Annotated in this window: 14 protein-coding genes; 12 read left to right on the top strand and 2 right to left on the bottom strand. The window is 73.6% G+C overall.

Annotated features, from left to right (window positions below; translation table 11 throughout):
- Window positions 1-3 precede the first annotated feature (3 nt).
- Window positions 4-2,019 carry a sulfatase-like hydrolase/transferase gene (locus WME73_RS05300; protein ID WP_437914953.1) on the bottom strand — a complete coding sequence of 672 codons (2,016 nt, stop codon included), beginning with the start codon at window positions 2,017-2,019 and terminating at the stop codon, window positions 4-6.
- Window positions 2,020-2,024: 5 nt separating this feature from the next.
- Window positions 2,025-4,073, bottom strand: a complete 2,049-nt coding sequence (locus tag WME73_RS05295; protein WP_437914952.1) for a sulfatase-like hydrolase/transferase — start codon at window positions 4,071-4,073, stop codon at window positions 2,025-2,027.
- Window positions 4,074-4,226: 153 nt separating this feature from the next.
- Here WME73_RS05295 and WME73_RS05290 point away from each other — a divergent pair, with 153 nt between their 5' ends.
- The 12 genes from WME73_RS05290 (at window position 4,227) to WME73_RS05235 (ending at window position 18,459) form a co-directional block, all read left to right on the top strand.
- Window positions 4,227-5,510: a SprT-like domain-containing protein gene (locus tag WME73_RS05290; protein ID WP_437914951.1), complete on the top strand. Its 1,284-nt coding sequence runs from the start codon at window positions 4,227-4,229 to the stop codon at window positions 5,508-5,510.
- Window positions 5,511-5,683: 173 nt separating this feature from the next.
- Window positions 5,684-6,148 carry an SRPBCC family protein gene (locus WME73_RS05285; protein ID WP_437744427.1) on the top strand — a complete coding sequence of 155 codons (465 nt, stop codon included), beginning with the start codon at window positions 5,684-5,686 and terminating at the stop codon, window positions 6,146-6,148.
- A gap of 281 nt (window positions 6,149-6,429) precedes the next feature.
- Complete coding sequence (locus WME73_RS05280; RefSeq protein ID WP_437914950.1) at window positions 6,430-7,836, top strand: sensor histidine kinase; 1,407 nt, start codon at window positions 6,430-6,432, stop codon at window positions 7,834-7,836.
- Between the two features lie 359 nt (window positions 7,837-8,195).
- A complete protein-coding gene (locus WME73_RS05275; RefSeq protein ID WP_437744425.1) occupies window positions 8,196-8,597 on the top strand; it encodes a c-type cytochrome in 402 nt (133 codons plus the stop codon).
- Window positions 8,598-8,735: 138 nt separating this feature from the next.
- Window positions 8,736-11,309 carry a transglycosylase SLT domain-containing protein gene (locus tag WME73_RS05270; protein ID WP_437914949.1) on the top strand — a complete coding sequence of 858 codons (2,574 nt, stop codon included), beginning with the start codon at window positions 8,736-8,738 and terminating at the stop codon, window positions 11,307-11,309.
- 107 nt (window positions 11,310-11,416) lie between these two features.
- On the top strand, window positions 11,417-12,754 hold the full coding sequence (locus WME73_RS05265) for a protein kinase domain-containing protein (protein WP_437744423.1): 1,338 nt from the start codon (window positions 11,417-11,419) through the stop codon (window positions 12,752-12,754).
- A gap of 4 nt (window positions 12,755-12,758) precedes the next feature.
- On the top strand, window positions 12,759-13,838 hold the full coding sequence (locus WME73_RS05260) for a dipeptidase (RefSeq protein ID WP_437744422.1): 1,080 nt from the start codon (window positions 12,759-12,761) through the stop codon (window positions 13,836-13,838).
- A 47-nt stretch (window positions 13,839-13,885) separates the two neighbouring features.
- Complete coding sequence (locus WME73_RS05255) at window positions 13,886-14,989, top strand: hypothetical protein (RefSeq protein ID WP_437914948.1); 1,104 nt, start codon at window positions 13,886-13,888, stop codon at window positions 14,987-14,989.
- Between the two features lie 220 nt (window positions 14,990-15,209).
- Window positions 15,210-15,755 carry a DUF1232 domain-containing protein gene (locus WME73_RS05250; RefSeq protein WP_437715874.1) on the top strand — a complete coding sequence of 182 codons (546 nt, stop codon included), beginning with the start codon at window positions 15,210-15,212 and terminating at the stop codon, window positions 15,753-15,755.
- Window positions 15,756-15,837: 82 nt separating this feature from the next.
- Window positions 15,838-16,935, top strand: coding sequence for a metallophosphoesterase (locus WME73_RS05245; RefSeq protein WP_437914947.1), 1,098 nt, complete (start codon window positions 15,838-15,840; stop codon window positions 16,933-16,935).
- A gap of 202 nt (window positions 16,936-17,137) precedes the next feature.
- A complete protein-coding gene (locus WME73_RS05240) occupies window positions 17,138-17,314 on the top strand; it encodes a hypothetical protein (protein ID WP_437744419.1) in 177 nt (58 codons plus the stop codon).
- Window positions 17,314-18,459, top strand: coding sequence for a hypothetical protein (locus WME73_RS05235; protein WP_437914946.1), 1,146 nt, complete (start codon window positions 17,314-17,316; stop codon window positions 18,457-18,459). The genes WME73_RS05240 and WME73_RS05235 overlap by 1 nt, the downstream gene beginning before the upstream one ends.
- Window positions 18,460-18,514 lie beyond the last annotated feature (55 nt).

Raw genomic sequence — 18,514 nt, 5'->3', positions numbered from 1 at the left:
GGCTCACCCGCCCCAGTCGACCTTCGGCCTCCCCGGCGGCGTGACGTTCGGCATCTCGTGGAAGAGCCCCCGCGCGAGGTCGGGCAGCGGCGCGCACGCCTGCTCTCCCAGGTTGGTCAGCTCCAGCGGGTCCTCGAGCACGTTGAAGCAGTGGTACTCGCCGTCCCACTCGCGCGCCTCGATCTTCATCGGCCCCTGCATCATCCCCCAGTTGCGGAACGCGCACCCCCACACCCACGTGCAGTTCGTGAGCGGCATCGGCGCGACCGTGCGCTCCGGCCGCGTCAACGGGTGTCCGATCATCCGCCGGCGGAACGGATCGAGCCCCGGCTCGTCCCAGAGGCCCATCAGATCGAGGAACGTCGGCGCCAGGTCGAGGTGCCACACGAACGTGTCCTTCGCGCCCTCGATGCTCGCCCGCTCCTCCGGCGCGAGCGTCCCCTCCGGCGCGTCGACCCACGTCGGGACGAGGATCTCCTCGTCCCAGAGCGAGCTCGTGTGGCCGAGCTGCCAGTGCTCCCGGAACGACTCGCCATGATCCGACGTGTACACGATGACCGTGCGCTCGCCGCTCGGCGTCCCGCGGATGTGCTCGATGAGCCGGCCAACCGCCATGTCCGACAGGTAAACGACGTTCTTGTAGTAGTTCTTGAAGTGCTCGTTCTTCTCGGGCGCCTTGGTCAGCTCGCTTGGTTGAAACGGCGAGTGGAGCGGATCGCTCACGTACGGGAAATGGACGTTCGAGTAATGGACGACCGCGAAGAACGGCTCGACGAGCTCGCCCCACTCCTCGATCACCCGATCCGTGAGCTGCCGATCATAGGCGCCGTAATCGAGGTCGGCGCCCGGATCGAGCTGGGTCGCGACCGCCCGGTGCGAGACCGGGATGTCTTGCACGTAGAGCCGAGCGTTCCCGAACATGAGGTTCTGGCTCGTCCAGTACGCGGTGTCCCACCCGGCCGCGTGGGCGTAATCCCAGAGCAGCGGCGCAGCGCCGAGCACCGCGAGGCTCTCCGTCGGAGGGACGCCGGACCAGATGTTCGAGATGGAGATGGCCGTCGTCGAGTCGTGGGCCCGCATCTGCAGGAGCGGCATGCGGCGAGGCGCGGCGGCGTTGGAGAACGGCGTCGCCTTGTCGCAGGCCGGGTCATACGCGACGCACGTCACGTCCGCCCGCTGGCTCTCCTGCAGGATGAGCACCACGTTCCGCGGCCGCGCAGGCCGCGCCGAGAGCCGCGGCACGCGCTCCGGGTTGCGGCGCTGCACCCGCAGATCCGGTGAGTCGTTCGTGACGCCGAGGTGCTCCTTCACCACGGCGGTGATGCCGTGGAAGTAGATCATGTCGGCCGACGACGACTGGATCACCCGGTAGCTCACCGGGATCATCGCCACGCCGGCCAGCGCGAGCGGCACGACCGCGGCGGCGAGGCGCCGCCTGAGCCGCCGGGGGCGCACGAGCCGTCGGGAGAGCCGGAGCGCCCCAAGGGCGAGCCCGAGCGCGACCGCGAAGTGGGCGATCACGCGCGGGTGCCCGAGCGGGAGCGTGCCCACGATCGACCAGGGGATCGACTGGGAGTGGATCTGGGAGTCGACCGAACAGTAGATGTTGTAGAGGGCGTGGAAGCCCCCCTGGACGCCGCACGCGAGCGTGAAGAGCGCGACGAACAGGGCGCCCACGGCGCCGCGCGCCGCGCCGCGGCGGCCCGAGGCGACGTAGAGCAAGAGGCCCCAGAACCCCAGCGACGCCGCCACGGTCGCGGCGTACCCCGCGGCGTGCGGCCGATCGAACGTGGTCATGTGGCGGGCCCGGCGCAGCACGTCGGCGACGAGGATCCAGAGCGCCGGCGATGCCAGGAGGGCAGCGCTGATCAGGCGGCCGCGCCGGAGCGCGGCCCTCCGCGCAGCGCGCGGGCGGACGCGGGCACGGGCGGCGCGATCGTCCGCGCGCGCGGGGCGGATGGCGGGGGACGTGGGCGGCTCGGCGAGCGTGCCGCCCTGTCGGTCGATGTCCTGGGTCATCCGGCTCAGTCGTGGCGAGGCCCGACCGCGAGGTCGCGGAGGTGGGCGGGGACATCGACGCTGCCGGCGGGACCGCCGTAGAGGGCGTCCGCGAGCCGGGGCAGGTCGCCGCAGGCGGCGGGCCCGAGGTCGCGCTGCTCGCGGGGGTCGGCGAGCACGTCGTAGCAGTGCCAGGCGGTGTCCCAGGCGCGGGATTCGAGCTTCATGTTGCCGCGCATCATCCCCCAGTTCTTGAACGCGCAGCCCCAGATCCCGGTGCAGTTCGTGAGCGCCAGCGCCGCCGGCCCCGGCGACGGCCGGAGCAGGCTGTGCCCGACCATCGCCGCCCGGTACCCCGCGAGCGCAGGCTCCTCCCAGAGGCCCATCAGGTCGAGCAGGGTCGGCGCCACGTCGGTGTGGAAGACGGGCTCGTCCCGGGCCGCGCGCAGCGCGCCCTCCTCCGCGGCCGTGAGGGTGCCCGGCGGAGCGTCGACCCATCCGGGCACCCGGATCTCCTCGTCGAGGATCGAGCCCGTGTGGCCGAGCTGGCCGTGCTCCCGGAACGCCTCGCCGTGGTCGGACGTGAAGACGATGACCGTGCGCTCGCCGACCGGAGAGCTGCGGACGAAGCGGATGAGCTCCGCGATGGCCGCGTCCTGACGGTAGACGGCGTTCCTGTAGAAGTTGCGGTACGCCTCGTTGTCGTCCGGCGCCTTGCTCTCGAGGGCGGGCTGGAACGGCGCGTCCTCCGGGTCGACCAGGTAGGGGACGTGGGTGTTCCCGAAGTGAGCGACCGCGAGGAACGGCTCGCGCAGCGAGAGCACCTCGGACCGGACGTGCGCCGACAGCAGCCGGTCGTCGGCCCCGAGATCGATGTCGGCGAGCGGATCGAGCTCGGTCGCGCCGCACTGGTGCGAGACCGGCAGGTCCTGCACGTAGAGGCGCGAGTTGGCGAACATCATGTGGTGGCTCGTCCAGTAAGCGCTGTCGAAGCCGGCGGCGTGCGCGTAGTCGAAGACGAGCGGCGCCGTGTGGAGCGCCTCGCGGGTCGCGACCGGCTGGAGGCCGGACCAGAGCACCGCGAGCCCGATCGCCGTCGTCGAGGCGTTCGAGCGCATCTGCGTGAGCGGCAGCCGGTCGGGGACCGCCGCGTCGATGCGCGGCGTGCCGGGGCACGCGGCGGGCGCCTCGCCGGCGGCCACGGGCATGCGCGCCGAGCAAGTCGCGTCGGCGCGCACGCTCTCGGTCAGGATGAAGAGGACGTTGCGCCGCGGGCCCGGCCGCGGGGTGACAGGCGGCAGCGAGGGCGGCGTGCGGAGCCCGGGGCGCACCTGCGCCGTGGTCTGGACGCCGGCGAGCTCCTTGAGCAGGCCGCCGATCGCGTGGAAGTAGATGACGTCGGGCGTGGAGGCCTGCACCGTGCGGTAGGAGCACGGCAGGACGAACGCGGCCACCACGACGGCGGGCGCGGCGAGGCGGGCGGCGCGGGCCCACGCCGTGCGGCCTGGCCGCACGATCCGCCGGCCCAGCCACACGAGCGCGATCGCGAGCAGGAGCGGCGGGAGGACCGAGCGGAAGAAGTTCTCGCCGTCGGCCCGGAGCTGGCCGAAGAGGCTGGCCGAGAGCGAGGTCCCGAAGAGCGTCGCGTCGAGGTTGAGGTACGTCGCGTACTGGCGGTGGAAGTAGAGCTGGCCGCCGAGCGACAGCGTCGCGAGCGCCACGAAGAGCAGCGCCGCGAGCCACCGCGACGCGCCCCGCCGCGACGAGGCCGCGAAGAGCAGGAGCCCCCAGAGCGCGGCGCTCTCGACCATCGCGCCGAGGTAGCTCGCGATGTGCTTCCCGCCCAGATCGAGCAGGCGATCGCCGCGGAGGAGGACGTCCGCCACCACGATGAGGAGCAGCGGGAGCGCGAGGAACAGGCGGCCGTAGCGGCGGCGGGCGCGGGCGACGGCGCGCAGCCGCGCGCGCGCCGCGGCGCGATCTGCGCCCAGATCGCGGGCGAAGCCGCGGGACGAGCGGCTTGCGGCGTCGGCCTCGACCGGCCGTGGATCGTTGAGCGCCTTGGAGCGGAGCACGGAGGCGCGCGAGTTTACCGAGGACGTGGCGTATCGGGAACGTTTCTGAGGCGGCTCGGTGGCATCGAGGTGACGGCGCCGGCCGGGATTGCCCGCCCGGGATACGAGAAAACCCTTCGACCGCCGCGCGAGGCGTGCCATGGAGGCGTTCGCATGGCGGAGCAGCTCTTCCTGAACGGGATGCCCGGCGCGCAGCAGGCCTCCGGGGCCGGGGCGCCGCCGGCCGAACCCGCGTCGACCGAGGCCCCCGCGGAGCCTGAGGCGAGGCCGTCGCCGGGCGCGCCCGCGCCCGAGTCGCCGCTCGAGACGGCGGCCAGGCTCAGCGCCGAGCTGGAGGCCGCGCTCGTGCGCGAGCTCATGGCGGCCTACCAGAGCCTGAACTACACGCATTTCCGGCGGAAGCTGCGCTCTGCGTCCATCGAGCTGTCCGACGCCGCGAGCCGGCTCGGGCGGTGGATCTCGGAGACGCGCGCGATCGAGATCTCGCGGCCGCTCGTCCTGACGCAGCCGTGGGGCGTCGTGATCGAGGTGCTGAAGCACGAGATGGCGCACCAGTACGTGCACGAGGTGCTGGGCGTCAGGGACGAGGCGGCGCACGGGCCGGCGTTCCGCGAGGTGTGCACGCGCCTCGGCATCGACGGGACGGCGGCCGGGATGCCGGCCGCGGGGCGCTCGCCGGCGGATCCTGGCGGGGCCGCGCGCGGCGGCGACGCGGGCGCGTCGGAGGCGAGCGTGGACGCCCGGATCCTCGATCGCATCGCGCGGCTGCTCGCGCTCGCCGACAGCCCGAACGCGAACGAGGCGCAGGCGGCGATGAGCGCCGCGCAGCGGCTGATGCTGAAGTACAACCTCGACGTCGCGAAGGCGCGCGCCGCGCGGCAGTACGGCTTCCGCCACCTCGGCGCGCCGAGCGGGCGCGTGGGCGAGACCGAGCGGATCGTCGGCGGCATCCTGGGGAAGCACTTCTTCGTCGAGGCGATCTGGGTGCCCGTCTACGTGCCGCTCGAGGGCAAGCGGGGCAGCGTCCTCGAGATCTGCGGGACGCCGGCGAACCTGGAGATGGCGGCCTACGTGCACGCGTTCCTGCACCACACGGCCGAGCAGCTGTGGAACGAGCACAAGCGGACCCAAGGGGTGAAGGGCAACAAGGACCGGCGGACCTACCAGGCCGGGGTGATGCTCGGGTTCCTCGAGAAGCTGAACGCGGAGCGGAAGGTCTCCGTCGAGCAGGGGCTCGTCTGGGTGAGGGACGCCGATCTGGACGGCTACTATCGAACGCGCCACCCGCACGTGCAGCACCTGCGCCACGCGGGCAACCAGCGGACGGCGGCGCACGCGCACGGGCGCGAGGCAGGGCGAAAGATCGTCCTGCACCGCCCGATGCAGGGGGCGACCGGCAACCGGGGCATGCTGCTGCCGCCGGGCAAGAAGGGCTGAGCTCGCGACTCCGGATCCGGGCCGCGCGAGGAGCTCGGACGGAAGCCGGACGATGCGAGATGGCGGAGCGCCAGCGTCTCGGCCGCGGCGCACGCTCGACGCGCTCGTTGACGGAGAAGGATCGGTTCCGGCACGATGGCGCGGCGCGCGGGAAAGCCTAGGAGAAGAACGAGATGCCGCTCCTGTTCACCATTGAAGAGCGCTTCGATGCATCGCCCGAGGACGTCTTCCGGCTCGCGACCGACATCGACGCGTTCGGCGACTGGATGCCCAATTTCGTGCGGGTAGAGAAGCTCACGGGCGCCGTCGTCGGCAAGGGCGCGATGTGGCGTGAGACCCGCAAGATGTTCGGCAAGGAATCGACCGAGCTGTTCGAGGTCACGGCGGCGGAGCCAGGCAGGCGTCTGGACCTCTTCGTCGACGGGCAAAAGGGCACCACGGGGCGGGGGGCCTACCGCTTCCGGTATGTCTTCGAGCCCGAGGGCGCCGGCACGCTGCTCAAGATGGAGGGCGAGATCGCCGGGATGGGCTGGTTCATGGAGGCGCTGGGGCGGCTGTTCATTGGCAGCTTCAAGAAGGCGGTGCACGGGGATCTCAAGGCCATGAAGACGCACCTGGAGCGGCGGCGGGCGAGCTAGCGCTGCGCCGCCCACGAACACCCTCTCCGGGGGCCTCATCGGTGTTCACCAAGCTCGTTCGATCGCGCTCAGGGCACCAAGGCCGACCAGCGCTCACCAGCGTAATCGTGGTTATCTCATCCTCCCTCGACACGAGCCTGGGGGACATCTGCTGATGCAGCGAGGGTGATCCGCCACGGCTCCGGCGTACTTCCCGCGTTGCGCTCGGGCGGACGGCGGAACAGCATCCCGGCATGGCGATGCGACGGAGGAAGGACCCGGCGAGAGCGAAGTCTTCTCTTATGCTCGAGCGGCTGCCGTCTATCCTGCTGTCGCTGTTTGCGGCCTTCTTCGTCGCCATCGCGAGCTTCGTGATCTCCGCCGGCTACGCGGAGCACCGAGCCGCCGAGATCGACGCGGCGGCCATGAGCTTGGCGGAGAACGCCACGCCGAGCATCATGCACCTGGCGGCCGCGCGCGCCGAGCTGAGGCATACCCAGGCGCTCCTGAGCGACCTCGTCAACGACGCCGCGCTGGGCCGCCCGCGCGACCGCCACGAGCTCGACGAGGCGCGCGACAATCTATCCCGGAGCATCGACGTCTACCTCGGCATGCCCGTCTACCCGGGCGAGCTCAAGCAATGGCAGACCGTCGCGCAGGCGCTCGGCAAGCTCGATCAGGACACCGATCGGGTCCTCTCGCTGGTGGCGAACGGCCATCCGGACGAGGCCAACCAGCTCGTGGACGGCGCGCTGCGGGCGGACTTCAACTCGACGAACGACGCCGTGATGGCCAGCATCGAGCTCAACGCCCGGCAGGCACGCCGTCTGGCGATCGAGATCGCAGCCAACCGCGTTCGCTCCCGTCGGACCGCGCTCGTGCTCAACACGGCGAGCGTGACGTTCGCGCTGCTGGCCTGCGCGGCGGCCGCCGTGCAGGTCCGGCGCCACGTGAGGCTGCTCTGGCAGCAAGGCGTGGTCCTGGAGCGTCGAGCGGATGAGCTCGAGCAGTTCGCCGGCCGGGTCGCGCACGACGTGCTCAGCCCCCTCGGCGCGGTTGCGCTCGCGCTCGACCTCGCCTTGCGGCAGTGCGGCGAGGGAGATCCGGCACGAAAAGGGCTCGAACGGGGCCGGCAGGCCATCCTGCGCGTCAAGCGCATGACCGACGGGCTGCTGGCGTTTGCTCGCGCGGGCGCGAGTCCGGAGCCAGGCGCGCGCGCCGAGGTGCACCCCATCATCGACGATCTCATGGTCGAGCTCGCTCCTGTCGCGGTGGAGCTCGGCGCGGAGCTCCGCGTCGAGCCCTTCGCCCCGTGCGCGGTGGCCGCGAGCCCCGGCGTGCTGACCAGCATCCTCGCCAACCTGACCCGCAACGCGCTCAAGTACCTCGGCGACGCGGCGGTCTGTCGCGTCGTGATCCGGGTGATCGACGCGAGAGAAGCTGTGCGGATCGAGGTGGAGGACACGGGGCCCGGCGTCGCGCCGGCCCTGGAGCAGATGGTGTTCGAGCCTCATGTCCGAGCGCAAGGCGCTCGAGTGCCGGGTCTGGGCCTGGGCCTCGCCACCGTCAAACGCTTGACCGAGGCGCACGGCGGCCGCGTGGGGCTCCGCACGGTCGTGGGCAAGGGGAGCCTCTTTTGGTTCGAGCTGCCCAGAGCGAGCAGCGAGGCAGCGCACGCGCCCGAAATCGGCCCGAGCTCCACCGCATGACCTCCGGGAGGCTGCGCTCCGCGAGCGACGTGAGGATGCGCTTGCGAAAAAAGAGAGGCGCCGAGATCGTGCTCGACACGCCGGTCCCGGACGCGCCGCAGGTGCCGCCCTATCCGAACGGGGCCGGCGGCGCCTCCCCTCGCACGAGGCTGCCGCCGAGCAGACTCACCGCGCCTCGAACTTGTACGCGGTTGCCCCCTCGGACGACCCCGGTCCCCTTCAGTCCACGCCGATCCGTCTTTGTTGACCCGGTGCGCAGCCCCAGGCACCATCGGCGCGCAGCGCCCGGCCGGCCTGCATGGCTGGAGGCTCGACTCCGGCTCGCTCCCCTTCCCTAAACAAGCTGTTGAGGTGCTTTGATGCCCGTTCGTACGATGCTCTTGCTCTGCTTCGCGCCCTTTGTCATGGGCGCTCTCCAAGGTTGCGGCGGCGATGACGGCGGCGGCGATACCTCCGGGGGATCGCCGCTCGGTGAGTGTCCGCCCGACTCGACCGCGCAGGCGGAGGCGGGCTACCAGGCGCTCCAGGACCAGTGCGTGCCCTGTCACTTGTCGACCTCGGAGGGCGCGTCGCGCATCGGCGCTCCGGAGGATGTCAACGTCGACGACCCCGCCAGCGTCACCGCCGAGGCGGCGGAGATCCTCAAGGAGATCCGGATCGGCGGCGCGAATGGCGGGGACGGGATGCCCATCGGCGCGAAGCTCTCGGACGACACGATCGAGTCCATCCGGGTCTTCCTCGCCTGCGACGCGGCCCAGTAACGCCGCGCCCCCCGCCACGCCCGCTTCTCACGTCCGAACGCCGGCGCGCCAGCTCACGAGAGGGCGCGCCGGCGGCTCGCAGATGCGCCGCTCGCCTCGATCGCTGTGCGACCGCGCGATCCGGAGTATGGTGCAGGCATGTTCAGGCTGGATGCCCGCTCCGGGGCCGCCGCGCTCGCGCTGGCCGCCACGCTCGCGCTGACCGCGTCGCTCGGCGCCTCGTGCGCCGGCGCGCCCCCCGCGCAGCGCGGGGCGGCGGCCTGCCCGCCGCTCTGCCCGCAGCCGGCGCCCCCGCCGAGCGCGGCGCCGGCGGGGCCCGTCGTCCCGGGCACGCCGGGCGAGGCGCTGGCGTTCGACCCCGAGCGCCTCACCCTCGTGCTGGACGACCCGCGGCTCGCGCAGGTGCAGAAGCTCGTCGAGCAGGAGGCGTACGCAGGCGCGGCCGCGGCGATGGCCCAGGCGCTCTCGGCGCCCCTGTCGCCCGCGGACGCAGCGGCGTTCCGCTACCAGCTCGGGCGGCTGCGCGCCCTCGCGGGCGATCCCGTGGGCGCGGCGAAGGAGTACGACGCCGCCGCGGCGGCGGGCGGGCCGCTCGCGGATCACGCGAGGTTCGCGGCGGCCGATCTCCTCGCCAGGGCGGGGCAGCCCGACGCGGCGCTCGAGCGCGCGCGCGCCGTCGCGTCGGACGTCGCGATCGCCGACGAGCTCGATCGCATCGTCGCCGGCGCGCTCGCCGACAAGGGCGACATCGAGGGCGCGGCCGCGCGCTGGCGCGCGTACCTCGCCCGCAGCTGGCCGGCGTCGACGTGGGTGCCCGAGGCGCTCCGCTTCGCGCGCGCACTGCTCCGCCACCCGAGCGAAGACCACGCCGAGGAGGCGATCCGGGTCACCCGGCGCGTCATCGACGAGGCGCCGGGCGGCGCCGGCGCCGGGGAGGCGAAGGAGATCCAGGACCAGGCCCTGTCGACGCTGCCGTTCGCGCGGCGCAAGCCGTTCCTCGACCTGGGCCCCGCCGATCTGCTCGCCCGCGCGCGTGCCTTGCTCGCCTCGCGCCAGGACAAGGAAGCGCTCGCCGTCACCGACGCGCTGATCGCCCTCCCCGAGGCGCAGGCGCCCTCGGCCTTCGCCTGCGACGCGTTCGCCGCGCGCGGCGAGGCGCTCGGGCGCCTCCGGCGGCGGGCCGAGGCCGCCGACCTTTTCGGCACGGCGATCGAGCGCTGCGGGCCGGCTGCGCCCGCCGCTGCAGGCGTCGCGCCCACCGCTGCAGGTGCGAGCGCGCCCGCCGCAGCCGGGGCGCCCGCCGCAGCCGGGGCGCCCGCCCCGCGGCGGCCTGAGACCCTCTACAACGCCGGGCGCGCGTCGCTCCGCGTCGATCGGCACGCCGAGGCGGCCGCGCGCTTCGCGCTGCTCGAGAAGGAATACCCGGATCACCGGCTCGCGGACGACGCGCGCTACCTCGGCGCGCGCGCGCTGCTCGGGCTCGGGGACCAGGCGCAGTTCGTGCAGCTGCTCACCACCATGCCCGACGATTACCCGTCGGGCGACATGGTCGCCGACGGCCTGTTCGAGCTCGCGCTCTTCGAGATGGAGCGCGGCGACTGGGCGGGCGCGGTCAGGCCGCTCGAGCGCGCGCTCGAGCGGTTCCCGCACGAACGCGCGTACCACGCCGCCGGCAGGCTCCCCTATTACCTCGGGCGCGCCCACATCGAGACGGGCTCGCCCGACAAGGGGAAGGCGCTGCTCGAGCAGGTGATCCGCGATTACCCGCTCTCTTTCTACATGGCGCTCTCCCACGCGCGGCTCGCCGACGTGGACCCCGCCGCCGCCCAGCGCGCCCTGTCCGCGGCCCTGGAGCGCGACGCGAGCGCGCCGTACACCGAGCTCAGGAGCCCGCTCTTCGCGCAACCCGCGTTCACGCGCGCGGTCGAGCTCGCGCGCCAGGGGGAAGCGAAGCTCGCGCGGCGCGAGCTCGACCTGCTCGGCGTCGGGGGCAAGACGGCGCCGCGCGAGGTGATGTGGGCCTCGGCGTTCCTGCTCGCGCGCTCGGGCGCGCTGCCGCAGTCGTACAGCATCCTGCGCACCGCCATGGCGGCGCCGGCGGCCGTCGAGCTCGCGGGCGAGTGGGTCGATCACTACCCGGTCGGGCGCTGGCGCGGCGCCTGGGAGCTCGCCTACCCGCGCCCCTTCTCCGGCCTCGTCGCCGCGGAGACCAAGCGGAGCGGGATCCCCGAGGCCCTCGCCTACGCGATCATGCGCGAGGAGTCGGCCTTCGACCCGAGGGTGGCCTCGCCGGCCCAGGCGTTCGGGTTGATGCAGCTCATCGTGCCGACCGCGAAGCGGGTGGCCAAGCCGCTCGGGCTGCCGTGGAGCGCCGACGCGCTGAAGCGCCCCGAGGTGAACATCGCGCTCGGCTGCCGTTACCTCTCGCAGCTGCGCGGCCAGTTCTCGGACAACCCCCTGCTGGCGATCCCCGCCTACAACGCGGGGGGCGGCGCGCCGAAGCGATGGATCGCGGAGCGCCCCTCGCAGAGCTTCGACCTGTGGGTCGAGCGCATCCCGTACGAGGAGACGCGGCTCTACACGAAGCGCGTGATGACGAGCCTCGCCGTCTACGAGCTCCTCTACGCCGGCGCTCAGCCGGGCGAGGCCCTGCGGATGCCGCTCCCCGCGAGCCCGGCCGCGCGCTCGGCCGTGGCGAACGCCGCGCCCTGACACCCGCGCCGGCGGAGCCGCACGCCGAAGCGCCGGCGGAACCGGAAGCCAAACGCCGCCGAGGTTTCGGCGAGCGGGCCGCGGTGAAGCTTTGGTAGAGTCCGCGTGTGATCGACCCATCGAGCCCTTCCCATCAGCTCGTGGGCGCCGTGCTCAGCGGGCGCTTCCGGATCCTGCGTCTCCTCGGCGAGGGGGGCATGGGCGCGGTCTACGAGGCCGAGAGCCTTCGCGGCGAGGGCAAGCGGGCGATCAAGGTGCTCCACCCCGAGTTCACGCAGGAGGAGCAGGTCCTCCACCGCTTCTTCGCCGAGGCGGAGGCGACGAGGGGGTTCGTCCACCAGAACATCGCCTCGGTCTTCGAGGCGACCCGCGCCGAGGACGGCACGCCCTACCTCGTCATGGAGCTCCTGCAGGGCGTCCCGCTCGCCGCGTACATCGACACGGGCAACCCGATCCCCCCGCAGCAGGCCGTGCCGATCATCCACGAGGTGCTCCAGGCGCTCATGGCGGCGCACAGCCACAAGGTGATCCACCGCGATCTGAAGCCCGAGAACCTGTTCCTCATCCGCGATCCGCGCGGGGGCTTCCGCGTGAAGGTGCTCGACTTCGGCATCGCGAAGGTGATGGACGCGGCCGGCGGAATGGGCCTGAAGACCCGCGCTGGCACGCTCCTCGGGACGCCCGGCTACATGAGCCCCGAGCAGATCAAGAACGCGCAGGGCGTCGACGCGCGCGCCGATCTCTGGAGCGTCGGCGTGATCTTCTACGAGATGCTCACGGCGACGCAGCCGTTCCCAGCCGAGAACGAGTTCGCGCGGCTCACCGCCGTGCTCGCCAAGGAGGTGCGCCCGATCGAGCAGGTCGCGCCCCACCTCGCGGCCTGGGGCCTCTTCTTCCAGCGCGCCCTCTGCAAGGACGTGGCCGGGCGCTTCCAGACGGCCGAGGAGATGGCGCAGACGCTGGGCGCCATCGCGCACCGCACGGGCATCGCGACGCCCAGCGCGCGGCCCGACGCGCCGGCGTCGCCCGCGCTGACGCACCAGCTGCCCTCGCTGCCGCCGCCGCAGCCGCTTCAGAACGCGACGCAGTCGCCGCAGAACATGGCGCCACCGCCGCAGAACATCACGCAGCCGGTGCAGAGCGTGCCGCCGGTCGCGTCCAGGATCCCGACGGTGCCCCCGCCGCGCACGTCAGCGCCGCCCGTCCAGGCGTCCCCGTCGGTGGCGCCCACGGCGACCTTCTCGGCCAGGCCAACCCACATCAGCGCGCAGCAGCCCGCCGGCGTGCCGACGCTCACGGGCGGCCATTACGACGTGCGGGTCGTGGACGTCCCCCTGGCCGCCGAGGGCGGGGGCTCGGAGGGCGCTGCCTGGTGGCTCGTGGGGCTCATCGGGCTCGTGTGCCTCGGCGTCGGCTTCGCGCTGGGCGTGCTGGTGAGCGGGTGAGCGCATGAACGGAAGCGCCCGCGTCCGCGCCCTGCTCGCCGTCACCTGCGCCGCCGGCGCCCTGGGCGCGCCGCGGCCCACGCTCGGCGACCCGCCCGCGGAGCCCCCCGTGCCGGTCGTCGATCTGCACGTCGACGTGCCCTGGCAGGTCCACTTCAAGGGGCGCGACAGGCGCCTCGGCGAAGGCCACGCCCGCAGGGAGACGCTCGTCGCGGGCCACTACCTCGGCATCGTGCTGCCGATCTACCTGCCCGACCAGGCGCGCCCCGAGGGCCCGCAGATCGAGGACGCCAGCGCGGTCCTCGCGACGATCGAGGCGATCATCGCCGCGAACCCCGTGCTCCTCCCGCTCGGCGCGGCGCGGGCCGAGCCGGGGAAGATCAGCACCTTCCTCTCGATCGAGGGGGCCGGCGCGTTCGCGGCGGACATCGCGCAGATCGACCGCTTCATCGCGCGCGGCGTGCGGCTCATCAGCCCGAACCACGCGAAGAACACGCGGCTCTCGTCGTCCGCGACCGGCGAGCCGGCGGCGTACGGGCTGACCGAGCTCGGCAAGCGGTTCTGCGAGCGCGTCTACGACCAGGGCGCCCTGATCGACGTCTCGCACATCTCGGACGCCGCGTTCGCGGATCTCGTCCCGATCGCCGCGGCGCACGGCGCGCCGATCGTCGCGACCCACTCGAACGCGCGCGCGGTGGCGAACCGGCCGCGCAACCTGACGGACGAGCAGCTGCGGCTCATCGCGCGGAGCGGCGGGGTCGCGGGGCTCAACTTCCACGCCCCCTTCGTGAACGGCACGAGCGAGGCGGACGTCGACGACGTGGTCGCGCAGGTCGATCACATGGTCCGCGTGGCCGGCGTCGATCACGTCGCGATCGGCTCGGATTTCGACGGCGGCATCGTCCCGCCGAGGGGGCTCGACGACGCGTCGGCGCTGCCGGCGCTCGCCGCGCGGCTCAGGCAGCGCGGCATGTCGCGCGAGGACGTGGTGAAGATCTTCGCGCAGAACGCGCTGCGCATCCTCGGCTGGCGGCCGGCGATGGATGCGAAGAGCGCGAGCGCGGCCGGCGGCGCGCGCCCGTAGCCGAAGGCCGCGGCGCGCCGCCCGCGCGCTCGTGGTAAACGCCACGCATGCGCAGGGGAGTCGCCCGGTCGGCGCGAGGTCTTCTCGCCCTCGCGCTCCTCGCGCTCCTCGCCTCCATCGCCGGCCCGAGCTGCGCCGAGCTCCCGCACGTCGAGGGCGCCGGCGAGGCCGTCTGCCCCGAGCTGCGCGGCCGGGGCGACGTCCTCGGGGCCCAGCTCTCCGCGGACGCCCGGGCGAACGCGAAGGTGAGGACGTTCGTGCAGGCCGCCAAGGACATGGCGGCCGTGTCGGCCGTCATCGAGGCGCAGGTGGCCGGCGCGTGCCGCCGGATGGGCGCGGATCTCGGGATACCCCCCGCGCAGATGGCGCCGCGCGACGAGGCGGGGGGCCAGGCCAGCGGCGCCTGCGGCCCGGTCTCGGCGGCGATCGACGCCATCCTGCTCCAGGGCGCCGGGGTGGGGGTCACGCTGAGGCGGCCGGCCTGCGAGGCGAACGGCGCGCAGTGCAGCGGCTCGTGCAACGTGCAGCTGGCTCCAGGGCAGATCGTGGCGTACTGCGAGCCCGCGCGGCTCTCCGGCCACTGCCAGGGCCGCTGCGACGGGCGGTGCGACGGGCGCTGCACCGGGCAGTGCCGGGGGCAGTGCTCCGCCTACGACGCGCAGGGCCGCTGCGTGGGGCAGTGCGACGGCGAGTGCGACGGCGGCTGCGACGCCACGTGCCACGCGCGCTGCGAGGGCACCTGGCAGGCGCCGCAGTGCTCCTGGGTGGAGTGGCCCCCGAGCGGCGACGCCGAGTGCGAGGCGTGCTGCCGCGCGCACGCGGCCGTCCACGCGGCCTGCACGCCCACGCGGGTCCAGGTGCGCGTGGTGCAGGGCGGCGAGATGGCCGCGCGGCTCGCGGCGACGCTGCAGGCCAACCTGCCGGCGTTGCTGCACGCCGAGGTGGCGCTCGGCCGCCGGCTCCTCGGCGACGCCCAGACGGTGGTCCAGGTCGGCGCCGCGCTCCCGCGGATCGTGGGCGACGCGGGAGCGCGCGCGCTCGCGTGCGTCACCGGGGCGGCCGAGGCCTCGAAGAGCGCGTCGGCGCGCATCCAGGCGAGCGTGCGCGCGAGCGCGAGCGTCACGGGGCGCATCGGGCTGACGGACGGATGATCGCGGGGCTGCCGCGGCAGAGCGCGCGCGCTGCGCGGCGCGCCGCCCGCGAGCCCCGATCGACGCGCGCCCGCGCCGGCGACGCGCGCTCGCGCCGGCAACGATGTCCTGGTCGCAGCGCCCGGCGCCCGAAGCGGCGCCGAGCGCCTTCGCCTGCATGGATGGCATGGACGGCGCCGCGCCCCTCGGACTACCCTCGCGCTCCCGCCGGGAGGATCCCATGACCGATCTCGACGACCGCTGTCTCGACACGTTCCCCGAGTGGCTGCGCAGCCTCGCCTCGGACGCCACGGATCTGGCGGGCCTGCTCGCCTCGCCGGAAAGCCCGGAGGCCACGCGCCGCTCGCTCGCGGGGGGCCTCAACTACCTCTTCAAGTCGCTCGACCTCATCCCGGACGGCATCGAGGATCTCGGCTTCCTCGACGACGCCTTCGTGCTGCGCGTCGCGGCGTCCTTCGCCGCGGCGGAGAGCCCTGAGCTGCGCGATCAGGCGCCGGCCCTCGCGCGGCTCGCCCGCGACGCGGAGCTCATCGCCGAGCTGCTCGGCGGCGACTACGCCCGGCTCAAGGGCTACGTGCGCTCGCTGGAGAAGGGCGCCGCGCGCGGCCGCACCGTCGACGACATCCTGAGCGACGAGCAGGTCCGCACCTCGTTCATGCACGAGATCACCGGCTGGGCGTCGAGCTACACGGCACCGAGCTTCAGCCGTGACGCGAAGAATCTGATCAAGCTGAAATCATTCCTCTCCGCCAAGCTCCCGGCCTGATCGCGCGCGTCGAGGCGCCGCCGCGGCGCGTCCACCGCTCGCCATGGTACACCCCCGATCATCCCCCGGAGGATCGCGTCCGATGTCAGCCGCTCCCCGCCTCACCGCGCTGCTCGCCGCACTGCTCGCCGCGGGCTGCGACGCCGACCGACCCGCCTCGACGGCGCACAGCCCGGCAGCTGCCACCTCTCCGCCTTCTCGCTCGACAGGAGCCCCGCCCGCGCCGCCGCCCGACGCGGATCGCTCCTACGCCTACCCGGCCGCCGATCGCGTGGTCGCCATCGGCGACGTCCACGGCGACCTCGCGGCAACGCGCGCGGCCCTGCGGATCGCGGGCGCGATCGACGGCGCGGATCGCTGGATCGGCGGCAAGCTCGTGCTCGTGCAGACGGGCGACGAGCTCGACCGCGGCGACGGCGAGCAGGAGATCGTCGACCTCTTCGATCGCCTCGCCGTCGAGGCGCGCGCCGCCGGCGGCGTCGTGTACGCGCTGAACGGCAACCACGAGGTCATGAACGTCCAGCTCGATTTCCGCTACGTCACCGAGGGCGGCTTCAAGGACTTCGAGGACGTGCCCGGGCTCGACGCGTCGGGCCCCCGCCTCGCGCCGGTGCCGCCCCCCGCGCGAGCCCGCGCCGCCGCGTTCGCCCCCGGCGGTCTCTACGCGAGGAGGCTCGCGGCGCGCGACGTGATCATCGCGGTCGGCGACACGGTCTTCGCGCACGGCGGCGTGCTCCCGGCCCACACGCGCTACGGCATCGCGCGGATCAACCGCGAGGTGCGCGCGTGGATGGAGGGGAAGAGCCCCTCCGCGCCGGCCGTGATCGCGGCCGAGGACAGCCCGGTGTGGGCGCGCCTCTACTCGAGCGAGCCGCCGCCGGCCCCGGGGTCGCCCCCCTGCGCGGCGCTGGACCAGACCCTCGCGGCGATGTCCGCGAAGCGCATGGTCGTGGGCCACACGGTCCAGAAGCGCGGCGTCACGTCGGCCTGCGGCGACAAGATCTGGCGGATCGACGTCGGCATGGCGTCGCATTACGGCGGAAAACCAGCAGCGCTGGAGATTGTCGGTGACACCGTGCGCGTCTTGACGGCCGACGCAACCAAGGCGACCGAGGCGGCCGACGCGTCTGGCGGAACCGATGCGACCAGCGCACCCAACGCGGCCAAACCGAAAAAATAGACGCAATTGTGAGAAAATATCGGCGCCGTCCGCAATGCGATCGCGTGTCGTCAACGACCACGACCACGTTCACGACCACGCCGACAGGTGCCAGGGGGAGAAGCCCCCGGGCGCGCCCACCAGCGCATTGACGCGCGCCGCGAAGACCGGATAACGTGAACAGCAAACTGGGGTTCTTCGATCCCCAGGGGAAGGGAATCAGATGCCCGAGCGACCGCTCGCGCTGATCCACGAGGCGAATCTGAGCGACGGGGTGCCTACCCTGACGCTCGGCGAGCGGCGCCCCCCCCTTCCGGTCCCCCGTGCTGCGCCCGCGCTCCTGAGCCGGTGCCGGCGGGGCGAGCGCTGTACCGCGTGGCTCGACGCGGGGAGCGGCTGATGGACGACGACGAGCTGCTGCGCGCCCTGACGCGCATCGCCCAGCGGGATCCGACGACCGATCCGCGCTGGCGCAGGCTCGCCGAAGAGACGCGCCCGGAGGACGCGCAAGACGCTCCGGGAGACGCCGCGAACACCGCGGCGCGCTCGATCGCCGAGCGTGAGGAGCGCGAAGTCCGGCCGCCCCTCGACGACGAGACCCGCGCCCGGCTCGCCGACCAGCTCCTCGCCCAGCTCCGGGAGCCGCGCGGCGGTGCGCCCGCGCCGTCTCCGCTGGCGCGTCCAGCGGTCGATCGGAAGTCGGGGATCCGCTTCCGGTGCCCCGAGGAGTGGGACTGCGACGCGGAGGAGGCGAGCGACGTCGCCGATGCCGCGCCGCTGGGCGCGGACGCCGACTCGCTCAGCGGGACGAGCGCGCCGTCCACCACGGACGCGCCGGTCTGTCGCGCGATCGACGGCGAATCGGTGCCGCCCGGGACATCGGAGCCGCCGCGTGATGCGCGCTCGAGCGCGGCGCCCGGGCAGCCTGCCCAGCGCGCGCAGGACGGCGCGGACGCCCTCGCCAGGCCGCCGCGCAAGGGCCTGCCGCACCCCGAGCTGGTCGTCGAGCGGCGGAGCGCGCGGCGGACGACTCCGGCGGCGCGGGCCCGGGCGGCCGTGGGTGTGGTCGGCTGGGTCGTGTCGGCGGCGCTCGTGTCGCTGCTCGCGCTGCGGCCCGCGCCGTTCGCGCCGGGCGCCGCCCCGCTCCCCGACTACACGCTCGCGACGACGATCCTCGGCGACGGCCCGCAGCAGGGCGATCGCGGGCCGGGCACCCCGCGCCACGTCGGCAGGGGCAAAAGGCTCACGATCGCGCTCTCGCCCGGCACGCGCGTGCCGGCGCCGGTCGCGGTAAGGGCCTTTCTGGTGCAGGGCGGGAGCGCGCGCCCGTGGTCCGTGGAGCTGGCGCTGGACGGCGTCGGCGGCGCGAGCATCTCGGGCACGCGCGAGGAGCTGTTCCGGGACGTCGTGGTGGGTCCCTGCGAGGTCGTCCTGGTGGTCGGCCACCCCGACGCGCTGCCAGGCCCGGACGACCCGCTGCCCGACGAGGACGCCATCCACCTGGCGGGCGGCCGGCTCCTGCGGCAGCGATTGTTCCTTGACTGACCGCCGCCTGCGCGCATGAGGTAGCCCGTCCCTCCCCTGGCGAGGGAGGCCCGCC

The sequence above is a fragment of the Sorangium sp. So ce302 genome, from assembly GCF_051530145.1.
GTDB classification, from domain to species: domain Bacteria; phylum Myxococcota_A; class Polyangia; order Polyangiales; family Polyangiaceae; genus Sorangium; species Sorangium cellulosum_B.
Note: the sequence above shows the minus strand (reverse complement) of the source record. Positions and strands in the feature narration are given on the sequence as shown.

Bases quoted from the DNA above. Each gene is read 5' to 3' on its own strand.
- WME73_RS05300 (WP_437914953.1), bottom strand. From the start codon at position 2,019: ATGACCCAGGACATCGACCGACAGGGCGGCACGCTCGCCGAGCCGCCC.
- WME73_RS05290 (WP_437914951.1), top strand. From the start codon at position 4,227: ATGGCGGAGCAGCTCTTCCTGAACGGGATGCCCGGCGCGCAGCAGGCC.
- WME73_RS05285 (WP_437744427.1), top strand. From the start codon at position 5,684: ATGCCGCTCCTGTTCACCATTGAAGAGCGCTTCGATGCATCGCCCGAG.
- WME73_RS05280 (WP_437914950.1), top strand. From the start codon at position 6,430: ATGCTCGAGCGGCTGCCGTCTATCCTGCTGTCGCTGTTTGCGGCCTTC.
- WME73_RS05275 (WP_437744425.1), top strand. From the start codon at position 8,196: ATGCCCGTTCGTACGATGCTCTTGCTCTGCTTCGCGCCCTTTGTCATG.
- WME73_RS05270 (WP_437914949.1), top strand. From the start codon at position 8,736: ATGTTCAGGCTGGATGCCCGCTCCGGGGCCGCCGCGCTCGCGCTGGCC.
- WME73_RS05260 (WP_437744422.1), top strand. From the start codon at position 12,759: ATGAACGGAAGCGCCCGCGTCCGCGCCCTGCTCGCCGTCACCTGCGCC.
- WME73_RS05255 (WP_437914948.1), top strand. From the start codon at position 13,886: ATGCGCAGGGGAGTCGCCCGGTCGGCGCGAGGTCTTCTCGCCCTCGCG.
- WME73_RS05250 (WP_437715874.1), top strand. From the start codon at position 15,210: ATGACCGATCTCGACGACCGCTGTCTCGACACGTTCCCCGAGTGGCTG.
- WME73_RS05245 (WP_437914947.1), top strand. From the start codon at position 15,838: ATGTCAGCCGCTCCCCGCCTCACCGCGCTGCTCGCCGCACTGCTCGCC.
- WME73_RS05240 (WP_437744419.1), top strand. From the start codon at position 17,138: ATGCCCGAGCGACCGCTCGCGCTGATCCACGAGGCGAATCTGAGCGAC.
- WME73_RS05235 (WP_437914946.1), top strand. From the start codon at position 17,314: ATGGACGACGACGAGCTGCTGCGCGCCCTGACGCGCATCGCCCAGCGG.